Source organism: Marinilabilia salmonicolor JCM 21150, from assembly GCF_000259075.1.
In the GTDB taxonomy this organism is placed as follows: domain Bacteria; phylum Bacteroidota; class Bacteroidia; order Bacteroidales; family Marinilabiliaceae; genus Marinilabilia; species Marinilabilia salmonicolor.
In genome coordinates this window covers 39340-55411 of the sequence record NZ_AJKI01000012.1, presented here as the reverse complement: position 1 = coordinate 55411, position 16072 = coordinate 39340, and the positions used below count along the sequence as shown (strand labels likewise).

The 16072-nt window shown below is 40.4% G+C and carries 20 protein-coding genes; 2 read left to right on the top strand and 18 right to left on the bottom strand.

The annotated features are described in order from the left end of the window. Positions 1 to 20: 20 nt before the first annotated feature. The 17 genes from W7W_RS0109000 to W7W_RS0108910 all read right to left on the bottom strand — a co-directional run bounded on the left by W7W_RS0109000 (position 21) and on the right by W7W_RS0108910 (position 11533). Complete coding sequence (locus tag W7W_RS0109000; protein ID WP_010663459.1) at positions 21 to 332, bottom strand: hypothetical protein; 312 nt, start codon at positions 330 to 332, stop codon at positions 21 to 23. A gap of 10 nt (positions 333 to 342) precedes the next feature. After that, entirely contained in the window at positions 343 to 885 is a 543-nt protein-coding gene (locus W7W_RS0108995; protein WP_010663458.1) for an acyltransferase, read from the bottom strand. Continuing rightward, positions 882 to 1298: a sugar 3,4-ketoisomerase gene (locus W7W_RS0108990; protein ID WP_010663457.1), complete on the bottom strand. Its 417-nt coding sequence runs from the start codon at positions 1296 to 1298 to the stop codon at positions 882 to 884. The genes W7W_RS0108995 and W7W_RS0108990 overlap by 4 nt, the downstream gene beginning before the upstream one ends. Beyond that, positions 1295 to 1690 (bottom strand): sugar 3,4-ketoisomerase, encoded by a 396-nt coding sequence (locus W7W_RS0108985; protein WP_010663456.1) that lies wholly within the window; start codon positions 1688 to 1690, stop codon positions 1295 to 1297. The genes W7W_RS0108990 and W7W_RS0108985 overlap by 4 nt, the downstream gene beginning before the upstream one ends. After that, a complete protein-coding gene (locus W7W_RS0108980; protein ID WP_010663455.1) occupies positions 1680 to 2273 on the bottom strand; it encodes a DapH/DapD/GlmU-related protein in 594 nt (197 codons plus the stop codon). The genes W7W_RS0108985 and W7W_RS0108980 overlap by 11 nt, the downstream gene beginning before the upstream one ends. Beyond that, entirely contained in the window at positions 2270 to 3544 is a 1275-nt protein-coding gene (locus W7W_RS0108975) for an ABC transporter ATP-binding protein (protein ID WP_010663454.1), read from the bottom strand. Before W7W_RS0108975 ends, W7W_RS0108980 begins: the two co-directional genes overlap by 4 nt. A gap of 302 nt (positions 3545 to 3846) precedes the next feature. Then, entirely contained in the window at positions 3847 to 4026 is a 180-nt protein-coding gene (locus W7W_RS0108965; protein ID WP_025007059.1) for a hypothetical protein, read from the bottom strand. Positions 4027 to 4172: 146 nt separating this feature from the next. Further along, positions 4173 to 4907: a zeta toxin family protein gene (locus W7W_RS0108960; protein WP_010663452.1), complete on the bottom strand. Its 735-nt coding sequence runs from the start codon at positions 4905 to 4907 to the stop codon at positions 4173 to 4175. An 8-nt stretch (positions 4908 to 4915) separates the two neighbouring features. Next, entirely contained in the window at positions 4916 to 5137 is a 222-nt protein-coding gene (locus W7W_RS0108955) for a hypothetical protein (RefSeq protein WP_010663451.1), read from the bottom strand. A 132-nt stretch (positions 5138 to 5269) separates the two neighbouring features. Continuing rightward, the gene (locus W7W_RS0108950; RefSeq protein WP_010663450.1) at positions 5270 to 5512 is read right to left on the bottom strand and encodes a polysaccharide/polyol phosphate ABC transporter ATPase; all 243 of its coding nucleotides are present in this window, start codon (positions 5510 to 5512) and stop codon (positions 5270 to 5272) included. A gap of 360 nt (positions 5513 to 5872) precedes the next feature. Then, positions 5873 to 6241 carry a type II toxin-antitoxin system VapC family toxin gene (locus W7W_RS0108945; RefSeq protein WP_010663449.1) on the bottom strand — a complete coding sequence of 123 codons (369 nt, stop codon included), beginning with the start codon at positions 6239 to 6241 and terminating at the stop codon, positions 5873 to 5875. Further along, positions 6228 to 6404, bottom strand: a complete 177-nt coding sequence (locus W7W_RS23700) for a hypothetical protein (RefSeq protein ID WP_010663448.1) — start codon at positions 6402 to 6404, stop codon at positions 6228 to 6230. The genes W7W_RS0108945 and W7W_RS23700 overlap by 14 nt, the downstream gene beginning before the upstream one ends. A 312-nt stretch (positions 6405 to 6716) precedes the next feature. Then, the gene (locus tag W7W_RS0108935; RefSeq protein WP_234408800.1) at positions 6717 to 7472 is read right to left on the bottom strand and encodes an ABC transporter permease; all 756 of its coding nucleotides are present in this window, start codon (positions 7470 to 7472) and stop codon (positions 6717 to 6719) included. A gap of 761 nt (positions 7473 to 8233) precedes the next feature. Then, positions 8234 to 8641: a PIN domain-containing protein gene (locus W7W_RS0108930; RefSeq protein WP_010663446.1), complete on the bottom strand. Its 408-nt coding sequence runs from the start codon at positions 8639 to 8641 to the stop codon at positions 8234 to 8236. Continuing rightward, positions 8638 to 8862 (bottom strand): hypothetical protein, encoded by a 225-nt coding sequence (locus W7W_RS0108925; protein ID WP_010663445.1) that lies wholly within the window; start codon positions 8860 to 8862, stop codon positions 8638 to 8640. Before W7W_RS0108925 ends, W7W_RS0108930 begins: the two co-directional genes overlap by 4 nt. Positions 8863 to 9597: 735 nt before the next feature. Further along, entirely contained in the window at positions 9598 to 9999 is a 402-nt protein-coding gene (locus tag W7W_RS0108915) for a GxxExxY protein (protein WP_010663444.1), read from the bottom strand. Between the two features lie 298 nt (positions 10000 to 10297). Beyond that, positions 10298 to 11533 (bottom strand): transaldolase family protein, encoded by a 1236-nt coding sequence (locus tag W7W_RS0108910; RefSeq protein WP_010663443.1) that lies wholly within the window; start codon positions 11531 to 11533, stop codon positions 10298 to 10300. Between the two features lie 742 nt (positions 11534 to 12275). On the opposite strand from W7W_RS0108910, the gene W7W_RS0108905 reads away from it, so the two are divergent. Together W7W_RS0108905 and W7W_RS0108890 are read left to right on the top strand one after the other, a co-directional pair. Next, positions 12276 to 13397, top strand: coding sequence for an ATP-binding protein (locus W7W_RS0108905; protein ID WP_010663442.1), 1122 nt, complete (start codon positions 12276 to 12278; stop codon positions 13395 to 13397). A 373-nt stretch (positions 13398 to 13770) separates the two neighbouring features. Further along, positions 13771 to 14577: an outer membrane protein assembly factor BamD gene (locus W7W_RS0108890; RefSeq protein ID WP_010663441.1), complete on the top strand. Its 807-nt coding sequence runs from the start codon at positions 13771 to 13773 to the stop codon at positions 14575 to 14577. A gap of 434 nt (positions 14578 to 15011) precedes the next feature. On the opposite strand, the gene W7W_RS0108885 is transcribed toward W7W_RS0108890, so the two are convergent. After that, entirely contained in the window at positions 15012 to 15515 is a 504-nt protein-coding gene (locus W7W_RS0108885; RefSeq protein ID WP_010663440.1) for a UpxY family transcription antiterminator, read from the bottom strand. Positions 15516 to 16072: the final 557 nt, after the last annotated feature.

The following is a 16072-nucleotide window of genomic DNA, read 5'->3' as shown; positions in this document are numbered from 1 at the left end:
ACTTAATAAAGATAACCATATTATTTTTCTAACTCATATTTTGCTTTTAAAGCATCGTACAATAAGTCGTCATCAGTCTTGTCAGAAGCTTTGTATTGGTAGTGAGGAGGCGTACTTTCATGCAATGCTTTGATAAAGTCATCTTTGGGGTTTTGCTTATATAGCACTTGGGTCTTTTTAAATGCATTACTTTCCTGAGAATTTGACTCCTTTATTTTTTCTTCAGGTATAATATTTTCCCTGTCAATCTCAATGAAAAATTTGTCCGCAAGATCCTGTGGAGGATTGACTAAAACAAACTCATTGTTTTTTTTTATAATATGTAGTTGCATGGCCAATTTTTTACAATTCAGAAATGGTATTGTTCTGTAATTTATAACTCTTTTTACACTTTGTACAGTGTAATTCGGGGGAAAGTTTGTTGCCACATTTACAAACAAATCCATGTTGTTTTGCGGGGTTGCCGTAACATAAGGTATATGGAGGGATATCCTTTGTTACAACACTGCCGGCACCAATAAATGCATATTCAGAAATAGTGAGATTTCCCATTATTGTTGAATTAGCACCGATGGAAGCACCCTTTTTTATAGTGGCACCAATATGTTTTCCCGGATATTGTTTTGATCTTACATTTGAGTTGTTTATAAAGGTTGCATTAGGTCCAATGAAAACATCGTCTTCAATGGTGATGCCATCCCACAAATACACACCAGATTTTACCGTTACATTATTTCCCATAACAACATCATTTTCAATGAAAGTATGACAGTTAATATTACAATTTTCTCCGATCCTTGCATTTTTGAGAATAACAGAGAATTGCCAAACCTGGGTGTTTTTGCCAATGTTTTTACTTTGCACATCGGCCAATGCATGTATCATCTAATAAAGTTTAGATAAGTTTGATAATTACGGATATAATCCTCCTCATCATATCCATGTGATGTTAGTACAAGACAAATGGCTCCTGCTGAAAAATTAAGTTCATGTGCCCATATGCCAGGAGGTATATGTAATCCATAATAAGGCCGATTAAGGTTTACAATTTTTTTATGTGTACCGTCGTCTAACAGCACATCAAAACTACCGCTTGCAGCAATTAAAAATTGATGGCATTCTTTATGTGCATGAGCACCCCGATCCTCTCCGGCAGGAATATCATATAAGAAAAAGACTCTTTTTGTTTTAAAAGGTACTTCATGTTGGTTCTCAAAAATTGAAATATTTCCAGCTCGATTTTTTACAGTGGGCATTTCAATGACAGCACAGTCATATATTTTGGGATGTTTTTTCACTTTATTAAAGTTTGGAAAGATGAAAAATCTCTTATATAGTCTTCTTTAGAAAAATCTGTGCTGGCCAGGATTAGTGCCAGGGCATTAGTAGAAAAATTTTCAATACTTCTCCATATCATTTTAGGGACATATAGCCCATAATATGATCTGTTTAAACTATATTTCTTCTCTTCTTTCCCATCGTGAAGCACTACATCAAAACTGCCGGAAAGTGCTACTATTAATTCGTGGTTTTCTTTAAATGCATGGCCCCCTCTGTATTCCCCTCCTGGCACATCATATATCCAATACACCCGTTGTATACCAAAAGGTATATGTTGTTTTTCCTCAATGATGCTGAGGTTTCCTCTTTTGTCGAGGATTTTGGGGAGGTTGATGAGCTTAGGATTCATTCCCAATTTTTTTTAGAATTTTTGCCGGAATACCACCCGCAAGGACATTTTCTGGTATACTTTTCGTGACAATTGCCCCACTAGCAATAACGCTGTTTTCTCCTATGGTTACTCCTTTTAATATTTTAACATTCGAACCAATCCATACATTATCTTGAATTTTCACTTCTGCTTTTTCGTATTCATGCCCACCAAAGCGCAAAGCTGGATCAATATTATGAAAATCCGAATCATAAATTTCTACATTAGTCCCTATCAATATATTGTTCCCAAGTGTTATTTCTTTTTCAGCAATAGCGACAAAATTGTTGTTGAAATAAACTTTTTCCCCTATGGTTATCCTTGAATTTTTTGTCCTTGCTTCAAAATGGGCGTTGGTTGAATAGAAAAATGGAGAGGGATAATAACCAATTTGAACATTCTTAGAAAAATTGATTTGTCCCTGGCCTAAAAAAAGAGCAGGTTGAATAATATTGGGTTTCCCATTTATTTGGTTTGTGGAAAGTTTTTTAAATACAGCAATTCTTATTTGCTGCAAATTATGCACCCAAAAATTTAGTATAAATTGTTTCAAGTATTTCATGAATGAATGACCTCCCAGGTAATTTTGGGTCTTAAAATTCCCGGTACTTTATTTAAACTATGGCCTTTATTAAATGAAGTATCTTCGATTTCAAAGGTGAGGATGTTCTCATTTTTATATAGTACGTACTTTTGATTTTCAGCAACAACTAATTTTATTCTATATTTATCAGCATTTAAAAAGTAAGGCGGAATCGTTGCCAAAAGTTCATAAGTTCCCTTTTTTGAATCTTTATTTTGTGAAATAAAACATGGGGCTTCAAAAAGTTGAATGTCATCTGTTGTAAATATATTAATACTTGAAGTAATATTTGAATTCTCTAAGTGGTTTTTGAGCTTAATAAAAATTTTAACTCCTGATTCTACATCAATATTTTCTCCAATTAGCGGGGTTAGTTTTATTTCTTTGGGTTGTATCCCTTTATTATTCTGATCATTTTCCTCAATAAAAACTTGGTTTTGTGTAGTACCTGCGTTTCCTCTCTGATAAAAATCTACTGTTTTGTCAGCTGTATCTCCATAAATAATGTTTCCATTCTGTATTAAAACCCCTCTGTTACAAAGTTTTTTCACACTTGCCATATTATGACTCACAAACAACACCGTCCTCCCATCATTGGTACTCACATCCTGCATTTTCCCGATGGCCTTTTTCTGGAACTCCGCATCGCCTACCGCCAGTACTTCATCAACCACGAGAATTTCCGGTTCCAGGTGGGCCGCCACGGCAAAGCCCAGGCGTACCGTCATACCGCTGGAGTAACGCTTCACGGGGGTATCTAAGTATTTGGCCACGCCGGCAAATTCCACGATCTCGTCGAGCTTGCGGGAGATCTCCCACTTGCGCATGCCCATGATGGTGCCGTTCATGTAGATGTTTTCGCGGCCCGTCATCTCGGGGTGAAAGCCGGTGCCTACCTCTAAGAGTGAGGCCAGGCGGCCTTTCACGCTGATGCTCCCGGTGGTGGGGGAGGTAACGCGGCTAAGGACTTTCAGCAGGGTGCTTTTGCCTGCTCCGTTCTTGCCAATGATGCCGAGTACTTCGCCTTGTTTTACTTCGAGGTTGATGTCTTTCAAAGCGGCGATGTGCTCTCCTTTGGTGGCCTTGGCGGTGCGGTCGTTGACGCCGCCTACGAGGGCGTAGGGGTCGTCTTTTCCACGTATGTTCATGGCCCACCAGCGGTTTAGGTCGTGGGAGAGGGTACCGGTGCCTATTTCACCGAGGCGGTAAATCTTGGAGAGGTTTTCTATTTTGATAACTGTATTGCTCATTTTTTTCACTAATGTTTTTTGCACTGGGTGCGGGTTGCTTCGCAACTTTTTGTGTCACCGAATGACGTTAATTAACGCGAATTATGCACTGCGTGCGGGCGGTTGCTTCGCAACGTTTTTTGGTCCACGAATTATACGAATTACACGAATTATAAGAACTGCAAGCAGTTCTAAAATAATGTTGCTTTGCAACATAAAGGCCGAAGGCCCAAAATTCGTACAATTCGTGAAATTCGTGGACCCCAAAACAAAACGGCGTAAGCCGTTTAAATATTTTATTTGTGGACTCCCTTTAAGCTTCATTAAAGGTTGTATTTCTCTTTGAGAGCTGCGTAGAGCAAATCATCGTCCGATTGATCGGTTGGGGGATATGGACGATAGGTTTCCAGAAGGCATTGGAGAAATTCGTCCTCCGGAAACTTTTCAGCAAGCGTCTTTAATTTGTTGTATGTTGGGTTTATTGATAACTGGTCATTGCTCATTGCTAACTGGTCATTGCGTTTCCTCCATGCCTACGGCACGGTGAGTCACAGTAAGCCCACCGGAGAAAGATCGTTTTTTACTACGGTGCAAAAATAGAGAAGTTTCGGTGGAGATAGAAAAAAGCGTGAACAAAAAGCTGCTTGAATCATCTGTTCAATACATAAGAAAAGAACCATTCTGGAATATTTTCATCGTCGCATTTTATTTCCACATCCGAGCCATCCGTTATTTCAGCAAAGAAGAAACTTTCTTTGCCTGAATTATCGAAAAGGAAAGCTCTGTCTGAAACTTTGATAGTTTTATATAAAAGTGCCAAAGAACGCTTGTATCTTGCCCGGATTGTTGCTTCGGGTACCGAATGTCCTTTTTGGGTAACTCTTATATTGACACGATTAACATTTATATCAGCCGATTCAGTAGCGATGTAATACAAATAAATACGGTATCCGTTTTGTTTGGCCGTTGTAATAAAATCAATTTTTGAAGGGTGACTTAAAACTGTTTCAAAAGTGAAAGAATGACCAGCTTTAGCATGTTGAATTCTTAATAAAGCAGCAATGTCAGCAGCAATGTAAGAGTTCAATAATTTTTTAGGAATAAATACTTTTTGATTAGAGATGTAAAATTGGTCAATAAATCTGTTGACAGGTAGTTTTACAGATGATGCACCTTCATTTGAAATAAAATTTTGTAATTCGGAGGTGGTAAGTTTTAGTTGATGATTTTTTAGGTTGAAATAACCATTTTTTCGTAATTCTGCTTCAATATCATCGGCATTAATTAAGAAACCGAGATTGATGTTATCAGGAATTTTATTAATAATGGTTGTTTTACCAGACCCATTAGGGCCCGCGAAAAGCCTGAGACGTTTTTGGGCCATGGGTTATATTACAATAACTTAAATTTTTTTTCGAGATTACGATGCGTGTAATTTAATCGATGCTTAACAATTTTTTCACCATTAGGGCGCATTTCAACAATGTTTCTACCTTCTTTGAAGATGACTGATAATTTTTCCTTTATTGCATTTTTAAAGCTTTCTGATGTTGCTTTTCTTGCCACTATCGGAATTATTTTCATTTCATTTATTGACGTTAAATGTTTGTGCATCACAACGGGATTTAATTTTGGTTTTGTGTTGTAAATATAGGCATTTTTTTAAGCCATTTTCAAGATTATGTGTATCATGTTATCAATGTAAAATCATACTTTTATTAATCCATATTTCGTGGCTGAGGACTTTCATCCGAGTACTTCCCCCTGTTTTACTTCCAGGTTGATGTCTTTGAGGGCCGCTATGTGCTCGCCTTTGGTGGCCCTGGCGGTGCGGTCGTTAACGCCGCCTACGAGGGCGTAGGGGTCGTCTTTGCCGCGGTTGTTTATGGCCCACCAGCGGTTAAGGTCGTGGCTTAATGTGCCGGTGCCTATTTCGCCTAGGCGGTAAATCTTCGAAAGATTTTCTATTTTGATTACTGTATTGCTCATGTTTTCCACTAATGTATTATTGGCCCTTCGGGCGGTTGCTTCGCAACGTGATTTATCCGCAGATGACGCAGATAGACACAGATGATTGTTGCTTGCGCAACATTGGTTTTATCCGCAGATAAACGCAGATTGTTGTTGCTACGCAATTTTGTTTATCCATGTATGCTCCTGTTTGTCTTGTACTTTCGCTACTAACTAATATAAGCCTGGGTTTTGTTTTTAATATCTGCGTCCATCTGCGTCATCTGCGGACGGTAGCCTAATCGCGAAGCGATTTAAAATTCGCGTTCATTCGTTAAATTCGTGGACCCAAAACAAAACGGCGCAAGCCGTTAAAATATTTTTATTCGTGGACTTATGCTACTCGTAAAGAATCAGATCTAATTCTTCGATTTTTTTAAAACCTTTATCTGAGGTAATAAGCGGGGAATCGTAATAAATAGCTGTCGCAGCTATTATACAATCTGGTAATTTGATGGAATACTTTCTCCTGAGGGTTATTACCAGGGATTTTATTTTATCATTTATATCAATAATTGCAAAACTATCCAGCATAAGCTTTATGGTCTCAACTTCATCGTCAGAAATCATTTTATATCCTAACAATTCGAGTTGGGAGATGAAGGAGATAAAAATTCTTTTACCATTTAGAACTTCTGCAAGCGTCGTGTCACCATTTAACAAATAAATAGCTGTATTTGTATCTATAAATATTTTATTCCCATTCATCTCTCATCTTTTTTTGAAGGCTCAAGCCATCTTCTTTAAATTTTACAGCCCCACAAAATTTGTAAGCATCAAAACCTTTATCACGGGATTTATGTCTTTCTATCTTTTCGAGATGTTTTTTGATCTCTTCTTTTGAGTCTTTTTTACTGATTTTTGTAATCATGATGGTGGATTTATTTTAATTACTGTATTGCTCATTTTTTTACTAATTTTTTATTGGCCCTTCAGGCGGTTGCTTCGCAACGTGATTTATCCGCAGATGACGCAGATAGGCACAGATGATTGTTGCTTGCGCAACATTGGTTTTATCCGCAGATAAACGCAGATTGTTGTTGCTACGCATATATATGCTCCAGTCTGTCTTGGACTTTCGCTACTAACTAATATGAGCCTGGGTTTTGTTTTTAATATCTGCGTTCATCTGCGTCATCTGCGGATAACAAAAAATCGCGAAGCGATAATAAATTTTTGCGGATTACACTGTATCGATAAAGTTTCTCTCCGTTTTATGAAACACCACGATACCTGCCGTCAGCAATATGGTTGCAAAGGCGATGCTGTACCCAAGACTCATCCAGCTGAAGTGGCCGGCACCCAGGAAGGCATATTTGAATGTTTCCATGAGCGGGGTGATGGGGTTGGCCAGGATAAGCATTTTTAGTTTGCCATCGGGGATGGTGCTGAGCGGATAGATCACCGGGGTGGCATACATCAGCAGTTGTACCCCAAACTGTAACAGGAAGGTGAGGTCGCGGTACTTGGTGGTGAGACTGGTGAATATGAGGCCTGCACCCAGACCAAACATGGCCATGAGGAGTACCAGCAGGGGTAACAACAGGATGTGCATGTTGGGTTGTACGCTGGCTTCGCCCGATATCAGATAATAAGCATACACAGCCAGGAAAAAGACAAACTGTATCCCGAATTTTATGAGTCCCGATGTGACTTTGGCAAAGGGCATGATGAGCCGCGGGAAATAGACTTTTCCAAAGATGTCGGCATTCTCCTTAAATGTTTTGGAGGTGGTGTTGAAGCTTTCGGCAAAGTAGTTCCAGAGAACCACACCGGCCAGGTAGAAGAGGGTGCCGGGAACGCCATCGGTACTGATCTTGGCGATATTGCCGAACACCAGGATATATATGGCGGTGGTGAGGATAGGCTGCACCACAAACCAGATGGGACCCAGGACGGTTTGCTTGTAAATGGTGATGACATCCCGCTTGACGAACATATAGAGCAGGTCGCGGTACTGCCATATTTCTTTGAAATTGATGTCGAATGCATGCCGCTTGGGGCGGATGATGAGGTCGTAATTTTCAGTCATTGGTTATATGTGAGTGGGTTGCTTGCGCAACGGTTTTTTTGTCCACTGATGGCACAGATTTTATTAGTAATTGGTTATTGATAACTGATCATTGATTTATGCCCTGCGGGCGGCTGTTGCTTCGCAACCTTTTTTTGTTCACGAATTCATCGAATTTCACGAATTGTGCACTGCGTGCGGCTTGGTTGCTTGCGCAACTTTGGGTTGTCCGCAGATGTCGCAGATGGACGCAGATTAATGGTTATTGGTAATTTATTAAAAACTACTTTCTGGTTTTTTTGAGATTCTTCGCAGGCTCAGAATGACAGATCTGTTTGGGCTGAATGATTCTTTTGTCCGCAGATGAACACAGATTTATTGATCATTGATCATTGGTAATTGATCATTGACTTATGCCTTGCAGGCGGCTGTTGCTTCGCAACTTTTTTTTGTCCACGAATTTAACGAATTAAACGAATTTATGCACTGCGTGCGGCTTGTTGCTTGCGCAACTTTGGGTTGTCCGCAGATGGCACAGATGAATACAGATGATTGGTCATTGATTATTGATAATTGGTCATTGACCTATGCCCTGCGTGCGGATGTTGTTTCGCAACTGGGTTGTGTCCACGGATTAAAAGGTCATTGATAATTGATTATTGTTCATTGAACATTGATCATTGGTCTTTCTAAAACAGTAATTCAAAGTTTTTTCTTTTCAGTCCAACTTTAAGCGCTTTATCACCAGTCCAAAGAGGATGGTTGAGATAAATTGATAAAGCAACAAATGGAGTATCTTTTTCATCGATGTCTTTGCAAAGCATGTACGCTTTTTTCTTTGAGGTTTGATCGATTAAAGCAATTGGAACGAACTGAATACACTCCAGAAGATTGTTTAGAATAATATAGAACTCCTGTTCATTAAGCTTTGAATTCTTAAGCAACTTTTCTTTATGAGCATAAATCTCGTAAATAAGATAATTTGGAGCATAAAACAGGATATCACTTTCAAAAAACAGATCTCTGATTCTTGACTGATCAGGTATTAAGGCTGAGAAAATAATATTGGTATCGACAACCAGGGCTTTTTTGTTCATTTTTTCTTTGTACTCAAAAAGTCCTCCTTGTTTTTGTTCCACCAATCAAGATTTAGATCTTCGGCTATCTGGAGAATATTGTCGTTTATTTGCGATTTATAAATCAGATCCTCTGTTTGTAATCGTTTCACGAGTCTGATAAGGTAATCCTGATCTAATCCTTTCTTGTTAATGGTTAAAATAAGGCTGTTTTTTTTATTTTCAATTTGTATGTTTTGCATGGTATGGTCTTTTATCGGTTATAGGTAAAGTTAATCAGTTTGATTGATTTTATCAATTATAGTTTTTATTTCGCTCAGGTTGTGGGAGCGTTTTCCTATTTTGATTACTGCATTGCTCATTTTTTTCCACTAATTGTACTTGGCCCTGCGGGCGGCGGTTGCTTCGCAACTAAGGGTTGTCCGCAGATGGCACAGATGAATACAGATTATTGGTAATTGACCATTGGTAATTGATCATTGATCATTGCGTTTCCTCCACGCCTGCGGCGCGGTGGGTCACAGTTGGCCCACCTGGAAAAAACATATTGTACTACGTTACAAAAATAGGGAAGTTTCGGGGAAAGTGGATAAAAATGGAGGGGAATTTGGGGTTTACGGGGGTAGGGGCGGAAGTTCAGAGGGTTAGGAGGTGGCTTGCGACATTTTGTCCACGAATTAATGCACTGCGTGTGGCTTGTTGCTTCGCAACTTTTGGTCACCGAATGGCACGAAAAAACGCGAATTATTCCCTTCGAACATTTGTTGCTTCGCAACACTTTAGAATCGCTGCTTGCAGTTCTTTCCCATTCTTGTTCTTTGCGACATTCAGTGACACCTCAACAAACGGTGCAGCCGTTTAGTAGTCTATCTGTAAACATCTTTTTCCTTAAAATATGATTATTTTGGGTTTTAAGGTATTCTCCGGATTATGGTTGGTTTAAAAATGATAATTTATGAATATTTGGTGACTTATCTTTAGAATAGGTTATTGATGGTTCTTTTATGCTGTAATCTCGGTTTTCCAAGATTAATGAGTATTCCCAGTCTTTTATTTGTCGCTTTAAGGTAATTTAAAAGCTGTGACTGGTGTCCAGAATTCAGATCGCATAAAGCCTTTGTTTCCACGATTATTTTGTCGTAGCAGATGAAGTCTGCAGTGTATTTTTTCTTTAAAGTGTGGTTTTTGTAACTTATCTCTAGTGGTACTTCCCTTTTGTATGGGATGTTTTTGTTTTTGAATTCAATTTCGAGTGCTTCCTGGTAGACAGCTTCGAGGAAACCCGGGCCAAGTTCGCGGTGGACTTCCATTGCGGCACCAATAATTTTAAAGGATTCATCCTTGTAAAGGATTTGATTTTGGGCTAAGAGATCTGGCATGAATTATGAGTTTTTGGTTTTGAACTAATGGTTATGTGCTGCGTATAGCTGTTGCTTCGTAATGTTTTTGTCTCCAAATGATACGAAAGAACGCGAATGTATAGGCTACTGCCTTCATGTTGCGATGCAACATCTTTTAATTCGCGTTAATTCGTGCCATTCGGTGACTTTTAATAAAACGGCGAAGCCGTTAAAATAATCTAATTAAAAATCTTTATTATCGGAAAATTAGGTGATTGGATATTTAAGGTTTTGTGTTGTTTTGCTGAAAATAAATTATGAATATCTCTGATATGAGCTAATAGCTAACAAGTTTCTTCACGCGCTCATCCAGTGCTTTCTGGTCTTTGGTGAAAGCAGCCACGCCGGCCAGTGTGAGGAGCGTGTCGATGGCTGTTTCGCCCCGGGAAATCAGACTGGCCCAGCGGTCGTGACGGGGAATTTTGCCATCATCGGTGATGAAGAGTTCTTCGATGGGCGTGAGGTGTGGAAAAATATCTGTGATGCCTTCTTCGCGGAGGATATCCACCAGTTCCCATGCCGATTGGGGCGGATGGGTGCGGAACTCACGGAAGAGCCGTTTTTCGTTTTCTGAGACATTCCAAAGCTTGTCTATTTGGATCTCGGAGGTGGCGACGCCCGGTTCATAAACGATGTGGAAATCGTGGTCGGTCATGGGTGTGAAGGGGCCGGTGAGTTTTTCCAAACCTTCGGAAAGCACCTTAGCGGGGATGGTCATGACATCAATGCCGCACAGTGCCGGCAGTTGCGTGTAGTCGCGGATACTGGCGGCGATGAGTTTGGTTTTCAGGGATAGGTCATGCCTCAGGGTATGGAGACATTTCTGGGTGTGGTGAACGGTTTTTTCTCCGGGTCCGGAAGCCTCCCCCAGGTGGTTGTCTTTCATGTAGGCTCCGATGCGTCCCATAAAAACATTTGTATAGGCCGGTTTAGCCAGCAGGGAAGCCAGCATATTCTGGCGCACGCTGAACAGGAGGGTGAAGTTTACCGGTATTCCCATTTCGTGGAGCTTACGCGCTCCCAGCAGTCCGGATGGAGACATAGGGACTTTTATCAGAAAATTTTTGGGTGCGATATTGTGAAAACGCTGGCCATAATGAACGATGCCATCCACATCATGTGTGACATCGGTATGCAGTTCGACGCTAACCATACCGCCATAGCGTCTTACCAGTCGCAGGGCATGCAGTGCGTTGAGCAAAAATGCAATTTCCACAATGCGTTTCTGAGGTGGCAGCTCATCGAAACGTCCGGCATTTTCTTTGATGATCTTGTCGTATATGCCCTTTTGAACCTCCTTGTTGAGCAGCGTGTTGTTGGTGGTTACGGCACTCACTTCAGGGGTGATGAGTTGGTCGATGGCTTCGATATCTCCTGTGTCGAGCCATAATTCACTGCCCGTCTCTTTACAGGCTTTCATCAGGGGTTGTGAAGGATTGGCATTTACTTTTTGGTCATCAAACCGGTTAATCAATTCCGGTAATATTTGTTCGGGAATGGGTTGTGTACTCATAGTTCTATCGTTTTTAGCCTAAGATAGTTAAGATTTGGGAGAAATACAAGAGGCGGGGAGCGGGGGAGCATAGGGGGTGGAGCATGGGGCATGGAGCATGGGGCAAGGAGAGATGAGAGATGAGGGTTGAGATGTGAGCAAAGAAGGATGAGGGTTGAGGGCATGGGTTTATGAAATTGGAATCCTTCTTTTTATGGTGGACGAGCCCCTGCGGGGCGACAGTTTGGTAGCAATGATGTTGCTGTGAGAGGAAAAGCCCCGGCAGGGGTGACACCATAAATCAAGAGGATTATGGAAAATCTATGCCATCAGAATATTTCAATATAAATGTTCCAAGAGACTAGCCCATGTCTTTAGGCCGGGGATTCTTTGAGGCCATAACACTTCTTTGTCAGCCGGCTTTGAGCCGGCTTCTAAGAAAAAACTAATCTCTTGAATGTTTTTCGAAAAACAGGCTTGAAGCCGGCTCTCCTGATTTGTGTGGCGTTTCAAATATTCCCCCGGCTAAACCCGGGGGCTATACTCATTATAAATTCTATGGATCGAAATTATTGTTCTTTTTTTCCCTATCATGATGGATCAGACCCGGTATGTTCTTATTCATCAATACTCCCGGCTAAATCAGGGGGTTAGACTCATTGTATTTCGTTGGGCGCAAGCAGAAAAACATTGTAATTCACTTGAAAATATAACTATTGGTGAATAAAATCACGAAAAGTATTATCTTTGAATAAAAAAGAAAATGTATTCAAGGTACTTAAGAGAAAGAATTGAAAAAAGAATAGGTTCAGGTAAAGCGATAGTTGTTATTGGACCAAGGCAGGTAGGTAAAACAACTCTAATTGAATCAATACTTGAATCAAAAGACTATTTGCTACTTGATGGAGATGACCCCAAAACAAGGACATTATTAACAGAACCGAATACAGAACAAATACGAGCAATTTTAGGGAAATATAAATTTGTATTTATTGACGAAGCCCAAAGAATTGAAGGAGTTGGACTAACAATGAAAATTATTACAGATAGGTTCAAAGATGTTCAATTATTTACAAGTGGTTCATCTTCTTTTGATTTAACTAATAGGATAAATGAACCGTTGACTGGCAGAAAATGGGAATATCAATTATTTCCAATTTCGTGGGAAGAATTTGAAAACCATCATGGTTATTTGAATTCAGAACAACAGTTAGAAAATAGATTACTTTATGGATTCTATCCTGATGTTCTGAATAATGTTGGGGATGAAATTAGTGTTCTTCGAAATTTGGTAAATAGCTATTTGTACAAGGATATTTTATCATATTCTGATATTAGAAAGCCTGACGTGCTTGAAAAACTGGTTCAGGCATTAGCTCTTCAGGTAGGAAGTGAAGTAAACTATTCAGAATTGGCACAGATTGTTAATGTGGATAAAAATACGATTAGTAAGTACATTGATATTCTTCAAAAAGGATATATTATTTTCAAATTGGGGAGTTTTAGTAGAAATGTTCGAAATGAAATAAAAACGAACAAGAAAATTTATTTCTTTGATAATGGTGTTAGGAATATGGTTATAGGCAATTTTAATCCAATAGAATTAAGAACAGATAAAGGTGCCTTATGGGAAAACTTTTTAATATCCGAGAGAATAAAACAAATCGAGTATAAGCAGAGTCTTGCACGAACATATTTTTGGAGAACCAAACAACAACAAGAAGTTGATTTTGTGGAAGAAAACAGTGGCAAAATAACAGGATACGAATTTAAATGGAAAAAAAAGAAGACTTCTAAATTGCCTAAGACATTTATTGAATCATATGATGCAGCGAGCAATGTGATAGATAAAGATAATTTTAGAGAATTTGTAATAATGAAGTAAGGTCAACGCCCAACAAAATTATCATACACCAGCTGTGGCATCATAGCAAATGAATTCTATAAATCAAGAATAAAGATTATTTCAATATTAATAGTTCATGAGGTTAGCCCCCGTCTTCAGGCGGGGGATTCTTTAATAGGACAACTTCTCATTTTAGCCGGCTTCTGAAGATAACAAATGCTTTGTCTGTTTTTTGGAAAGCCGGCTTGAAGCCGGCTCATGCTCATTGGTTGGTACGTTCTTTATCCCCCGGCTAAACCCGGGGGCTATACTCATTATAAAACCCTTCCATCATTTTTCCCTTTTCATGTCGTGACTCCCGCAATTTCCGTTAAATTTGTAATTCAATTTTTTTGAAACAAGAATTTCAGGGATGATAAGAACCATATATTTACCGGGATTGCTGATGCTGATATTGGCAGTAAGTTGCGGTCCGTCGCAGGAGGAGTTGGCCGGGGAGAAGTTGCAGGAGGCAGAGATGCTGCGGGACAGCGGCAAGTTTAATCTGGCACGGCTTAAACTGGATACGCTGATGAGGGAGTATAAAAGCCTCACAGAGCAGGTGGCTGATGCCAAAAGATTGTTGGCAGACATCGACCGGAAGGAAAAAGAGCGAAATCTGGCTTACCTGGACAGTATGATTGCGGTGAAAGAGAAAGAGCTGGAACCCCTGATGAAAAACTTTATCCGGTCGGATGAATACGGTGCCAAACCGATACTGATTCATAAGCGGCAAAGACCAGAGAATAGTTACAATCGGACCTTTCTCCGGGCGCACTTAGATACCGAAGGTGAATTCTACATCTCCAGCAGGTATTTCGGGGATAAATGGATTCATCACAATCAGATAAAAGTATATAATGCAGGAGAGTCTGTGACGTCAGAGAAAGTCCCCGAAGATGGTTTTCACAACCGTCGATTTGAGGATGGCGGCAATAAATGGGAAATCGTCAATTATATGGATGGTGCTGACAACGGAGCCATCAATTTTATTGCCACCAATCCGGATCAGCCGCTGAAGGTACAGTTTATCGGTGAGGGATATTACTACATTGTCATGGAGAAATTCGACAAAGAGGCCATTCGTGATGGCTATGAGACCTCTTTTGTGTTGAAGGAACTTGCCGGGCTGAAGAAAGAGCGGGAGAAGGTGAGGAAGGAGTTGAGAGTTGAGGGTTGAGAGGTGAGAGATGAGGGTTTTGAGCTTTGAGTTGCTACGCAACTTTTGGGTGTCACCTAATTTGCACGAATGAACGCGAATTGCACTGCGTGCGGCTTGTTGCTACGCAACTTGTGGTTTCCGCAGATGAACGCAGATATTTGGTCATTGATAATTGATAATTGCACTGCGTGGGGCTTGTTGCTTCGCAACTTGGGGAGTCCGCAGATGACGCAGATGAACGCAGATTATATAGTTTTACCTGAATTCCCCCAAGGGTGACTTTGCGTAAGGTCCGCAGTACACCGGATGTGGAGCAAAGAGCATGGACTTGTTGGCAATCAGGCGTAATAGCGGAATGCTCAAAGCAGAAAAATCTACCAGATGTATAGCTATTCCGGATTCTAAAGTGAATCAATCCCCCTCCTTGGGAGGGGCTAGGGGAGGCCCCATTCTCACCCGTTCCGTTCCACCTCGTCCAGATTAAGAACGAGCATATAGCCAATATGACTGATGCGTAGATAAAGTTTCTTTTTACCCTGAATTTCTTCCACTTCGCCCTCAATTCCTTTGAGTGGTCCGCTGGTGATGGTTACTTTTTCTCCTTTTTTGAGGGTATTGGATTCCACCGAGAAAGCCAGTTTGTTTTCGACTGTGCGACGCATGGCTTCAATTTCCCTTTCGGGGATGGCGACTGCCTGTCCTTTGTGGGATACATAAGCTACCACTCCGCGGGCATTGAAGACATCGCGGTATTGCTGTGGTTTTATTTTTATGAAGATATAGGAACTGATGACCGGTACTTCCACCCATTTCTTGCGGTCGCTCCATTGACGTTGCTCACGCTTGAGCGGCAGATAGGTTTCAATACCAAGCATTTTTAATTCCTCGTATACTTTTTTTTCGGCCCTGGACTTTGTGTAAAGGGCATACCAGCTGGGTTCAGTGTTTTTTTCCAAAATTCCTTCCTTTTTTGACAGGACGAAAATAGAAAATTTAATGTGAAGGGGCAAGAGGAGGGGAGTTAGGGTTGAGGAATGAGGGTTGAGGAATGAGGAATGAGGAATGAGGGTTGTGGGGCTGTTAGCTCCTGGCTCTTAGCTGTTAGGATTAATAGTCGGCTTTTATGAAGCTGGTATTATGTCTTTTATAGTGGATTAGCCCTGTCGGGCAGTCTTATTATAAAACTTATGAGTGGTGTAGGTTGTTTTGTTATGAATGTGCCTCATGAGATTAGCCCCCGTCTTTAGGGGGGGATTCTTTGAAGCCACCACCCCTTAACGTCAGCCGGCTTCTAAAAAAATACCAATTCCCTGAACATTTCTCGAAAAGCCGGCTCGAAGCCGGCTCTAATGACCTGTGTGGCGTTTCATTATTTCCCCGGCTAAACCCCGGGGGCTAAACTCATTATAAAATTCTATGCATCTGGCACATAAAATTCTCAATCATTGGTGTCCGGTTAATAGATTGAGATTGCTTCACTACGTTCGCGATGATGGGCTTTTGTAAGAGAATT

Bases quoted from the DNA above. Each gene is read 5' to 3' on its own strand.
- W7W_RS0109000 (WP_010663459.1), bottom strand. From the start codon at position 332: ATGCAACTACATATTATAAAAAAAAACAATGAGTTTGTTTTAGTCAAT.
- W7W_RS0108995 (WP_010663458.1), bottom strand. From the start codon at position 885: ATGATACATGCATTGGCCGATGTGCAAAGTAAAAACATTGGCAAAAAC.
- W7W_RS0108985 (WP_010663456.1), bottom strand. From the start codon at position 1,690: ATGAATCCTAAGCTCATCAACCTCCCCAAAATCCTCGACAAAAGAGGA.
- W7W_RS0108980 (WP_010663455.1), bottom strand. From the start codon at position 2,273: ATGAAATACTTGAAACAATTTATACTAAATTTTTGGGTGCATAATTTG.
- W7W_RS0108975 (WP_010663454.1), bottom strand. From the start codon at position 3,544: ATGAGCAATACAGTTATCAAAATAGAAAACCTCTCCAAGATTTACCGC.
- W7W_RS0108965 (WP_025007059.1), bottom strand. From the start codon at position 4,026: ATGAGCAATGACCAGTTATCAATAAACCCAACATACAACAAATTAAAG.
- W7W_RS0108960 (WP_010663452.1), bottom strand. From the start codon at position 4,907: ATGGCCCAAAAACGTCTCAGGCTTTTCGCGGGCCCTAATGGGTCTGGT.
- W7W_RS0108955 (WP_010663451.1), bottom strand. From the start codon at position 5,137: ATGCACAAACATTTAACGTCAATAAATGAAATGAAAATAATTCCGATA.
- W7W_RS0108950 (WP_010663450.1), bottom strand. From the start codon at position 5,512: ATGAGCAATACAGTAATCAAAATAGAAAATCTTTCGAAGATTTACCGC.
- W7W_RS0108945 (WP_010663449.1), bottom strand. From the start codon at position 6,241: ATGAATGGGAATAAAATATTTATAGATACAAATACAGCTATTTATTTG.
- W7W_RS23700 (WP_010663448.1), bottom strand. From the start codon at position 6,404: ATGATTACAAAAATCAGTAAAAAAGACTCAAAAGAAGAGATCAAAAAA.
- W7W_RS0108935 (WP_234408800.1), bottom strand. From the start codon at position 7,472: ATGTTCGTCAAGCGGGATGTCATCACCATTTACAAGCAAACCGTCCTG.
- W7W_RS0108930 (WP_010663446.1), bottom strand. From the start codon at position 8,641: ATGAACAAAAAAGCCCTGGTTGTCGATACCAATATTATTTTCTCAGCC.
- W7W_RS0108925 (WP_010663445.1), bottom strand. From the start codon at position 8,862: ATGCAAAACATACAAATTGAAAATAAAAAAAACAGCCTTATTTTAACC.
- W7W_RS0108915 (WP_010663444.1), bottom strand. From the start codon at position 9,999: ATGCCAGATCTCTTAGCCCAAAATCAAATCCTTTACAAGGATGAATCC.
- W7W_RS0108910 (WP_010663443.1), bottom strand. From the start codon at position 11,533: ATGAGTACACAACCCATTCCCGAACAAATATTACCGGAATTGATTAAC.
- W7W_RS0108905 (WP_010663442.1), top strand. From the start codon at position 12,276: ATGTATTCAAGGTACTTAAGAGAAAGAATTGAAAAAAGAATAGGTTCA.
- W7W_RS0108890 (WP_010663441.1), top strand. From the start codon at position 13,771: ATGATAAGAACCATATATTTACCGGGATTGCTGATGCTGATATTGGCA.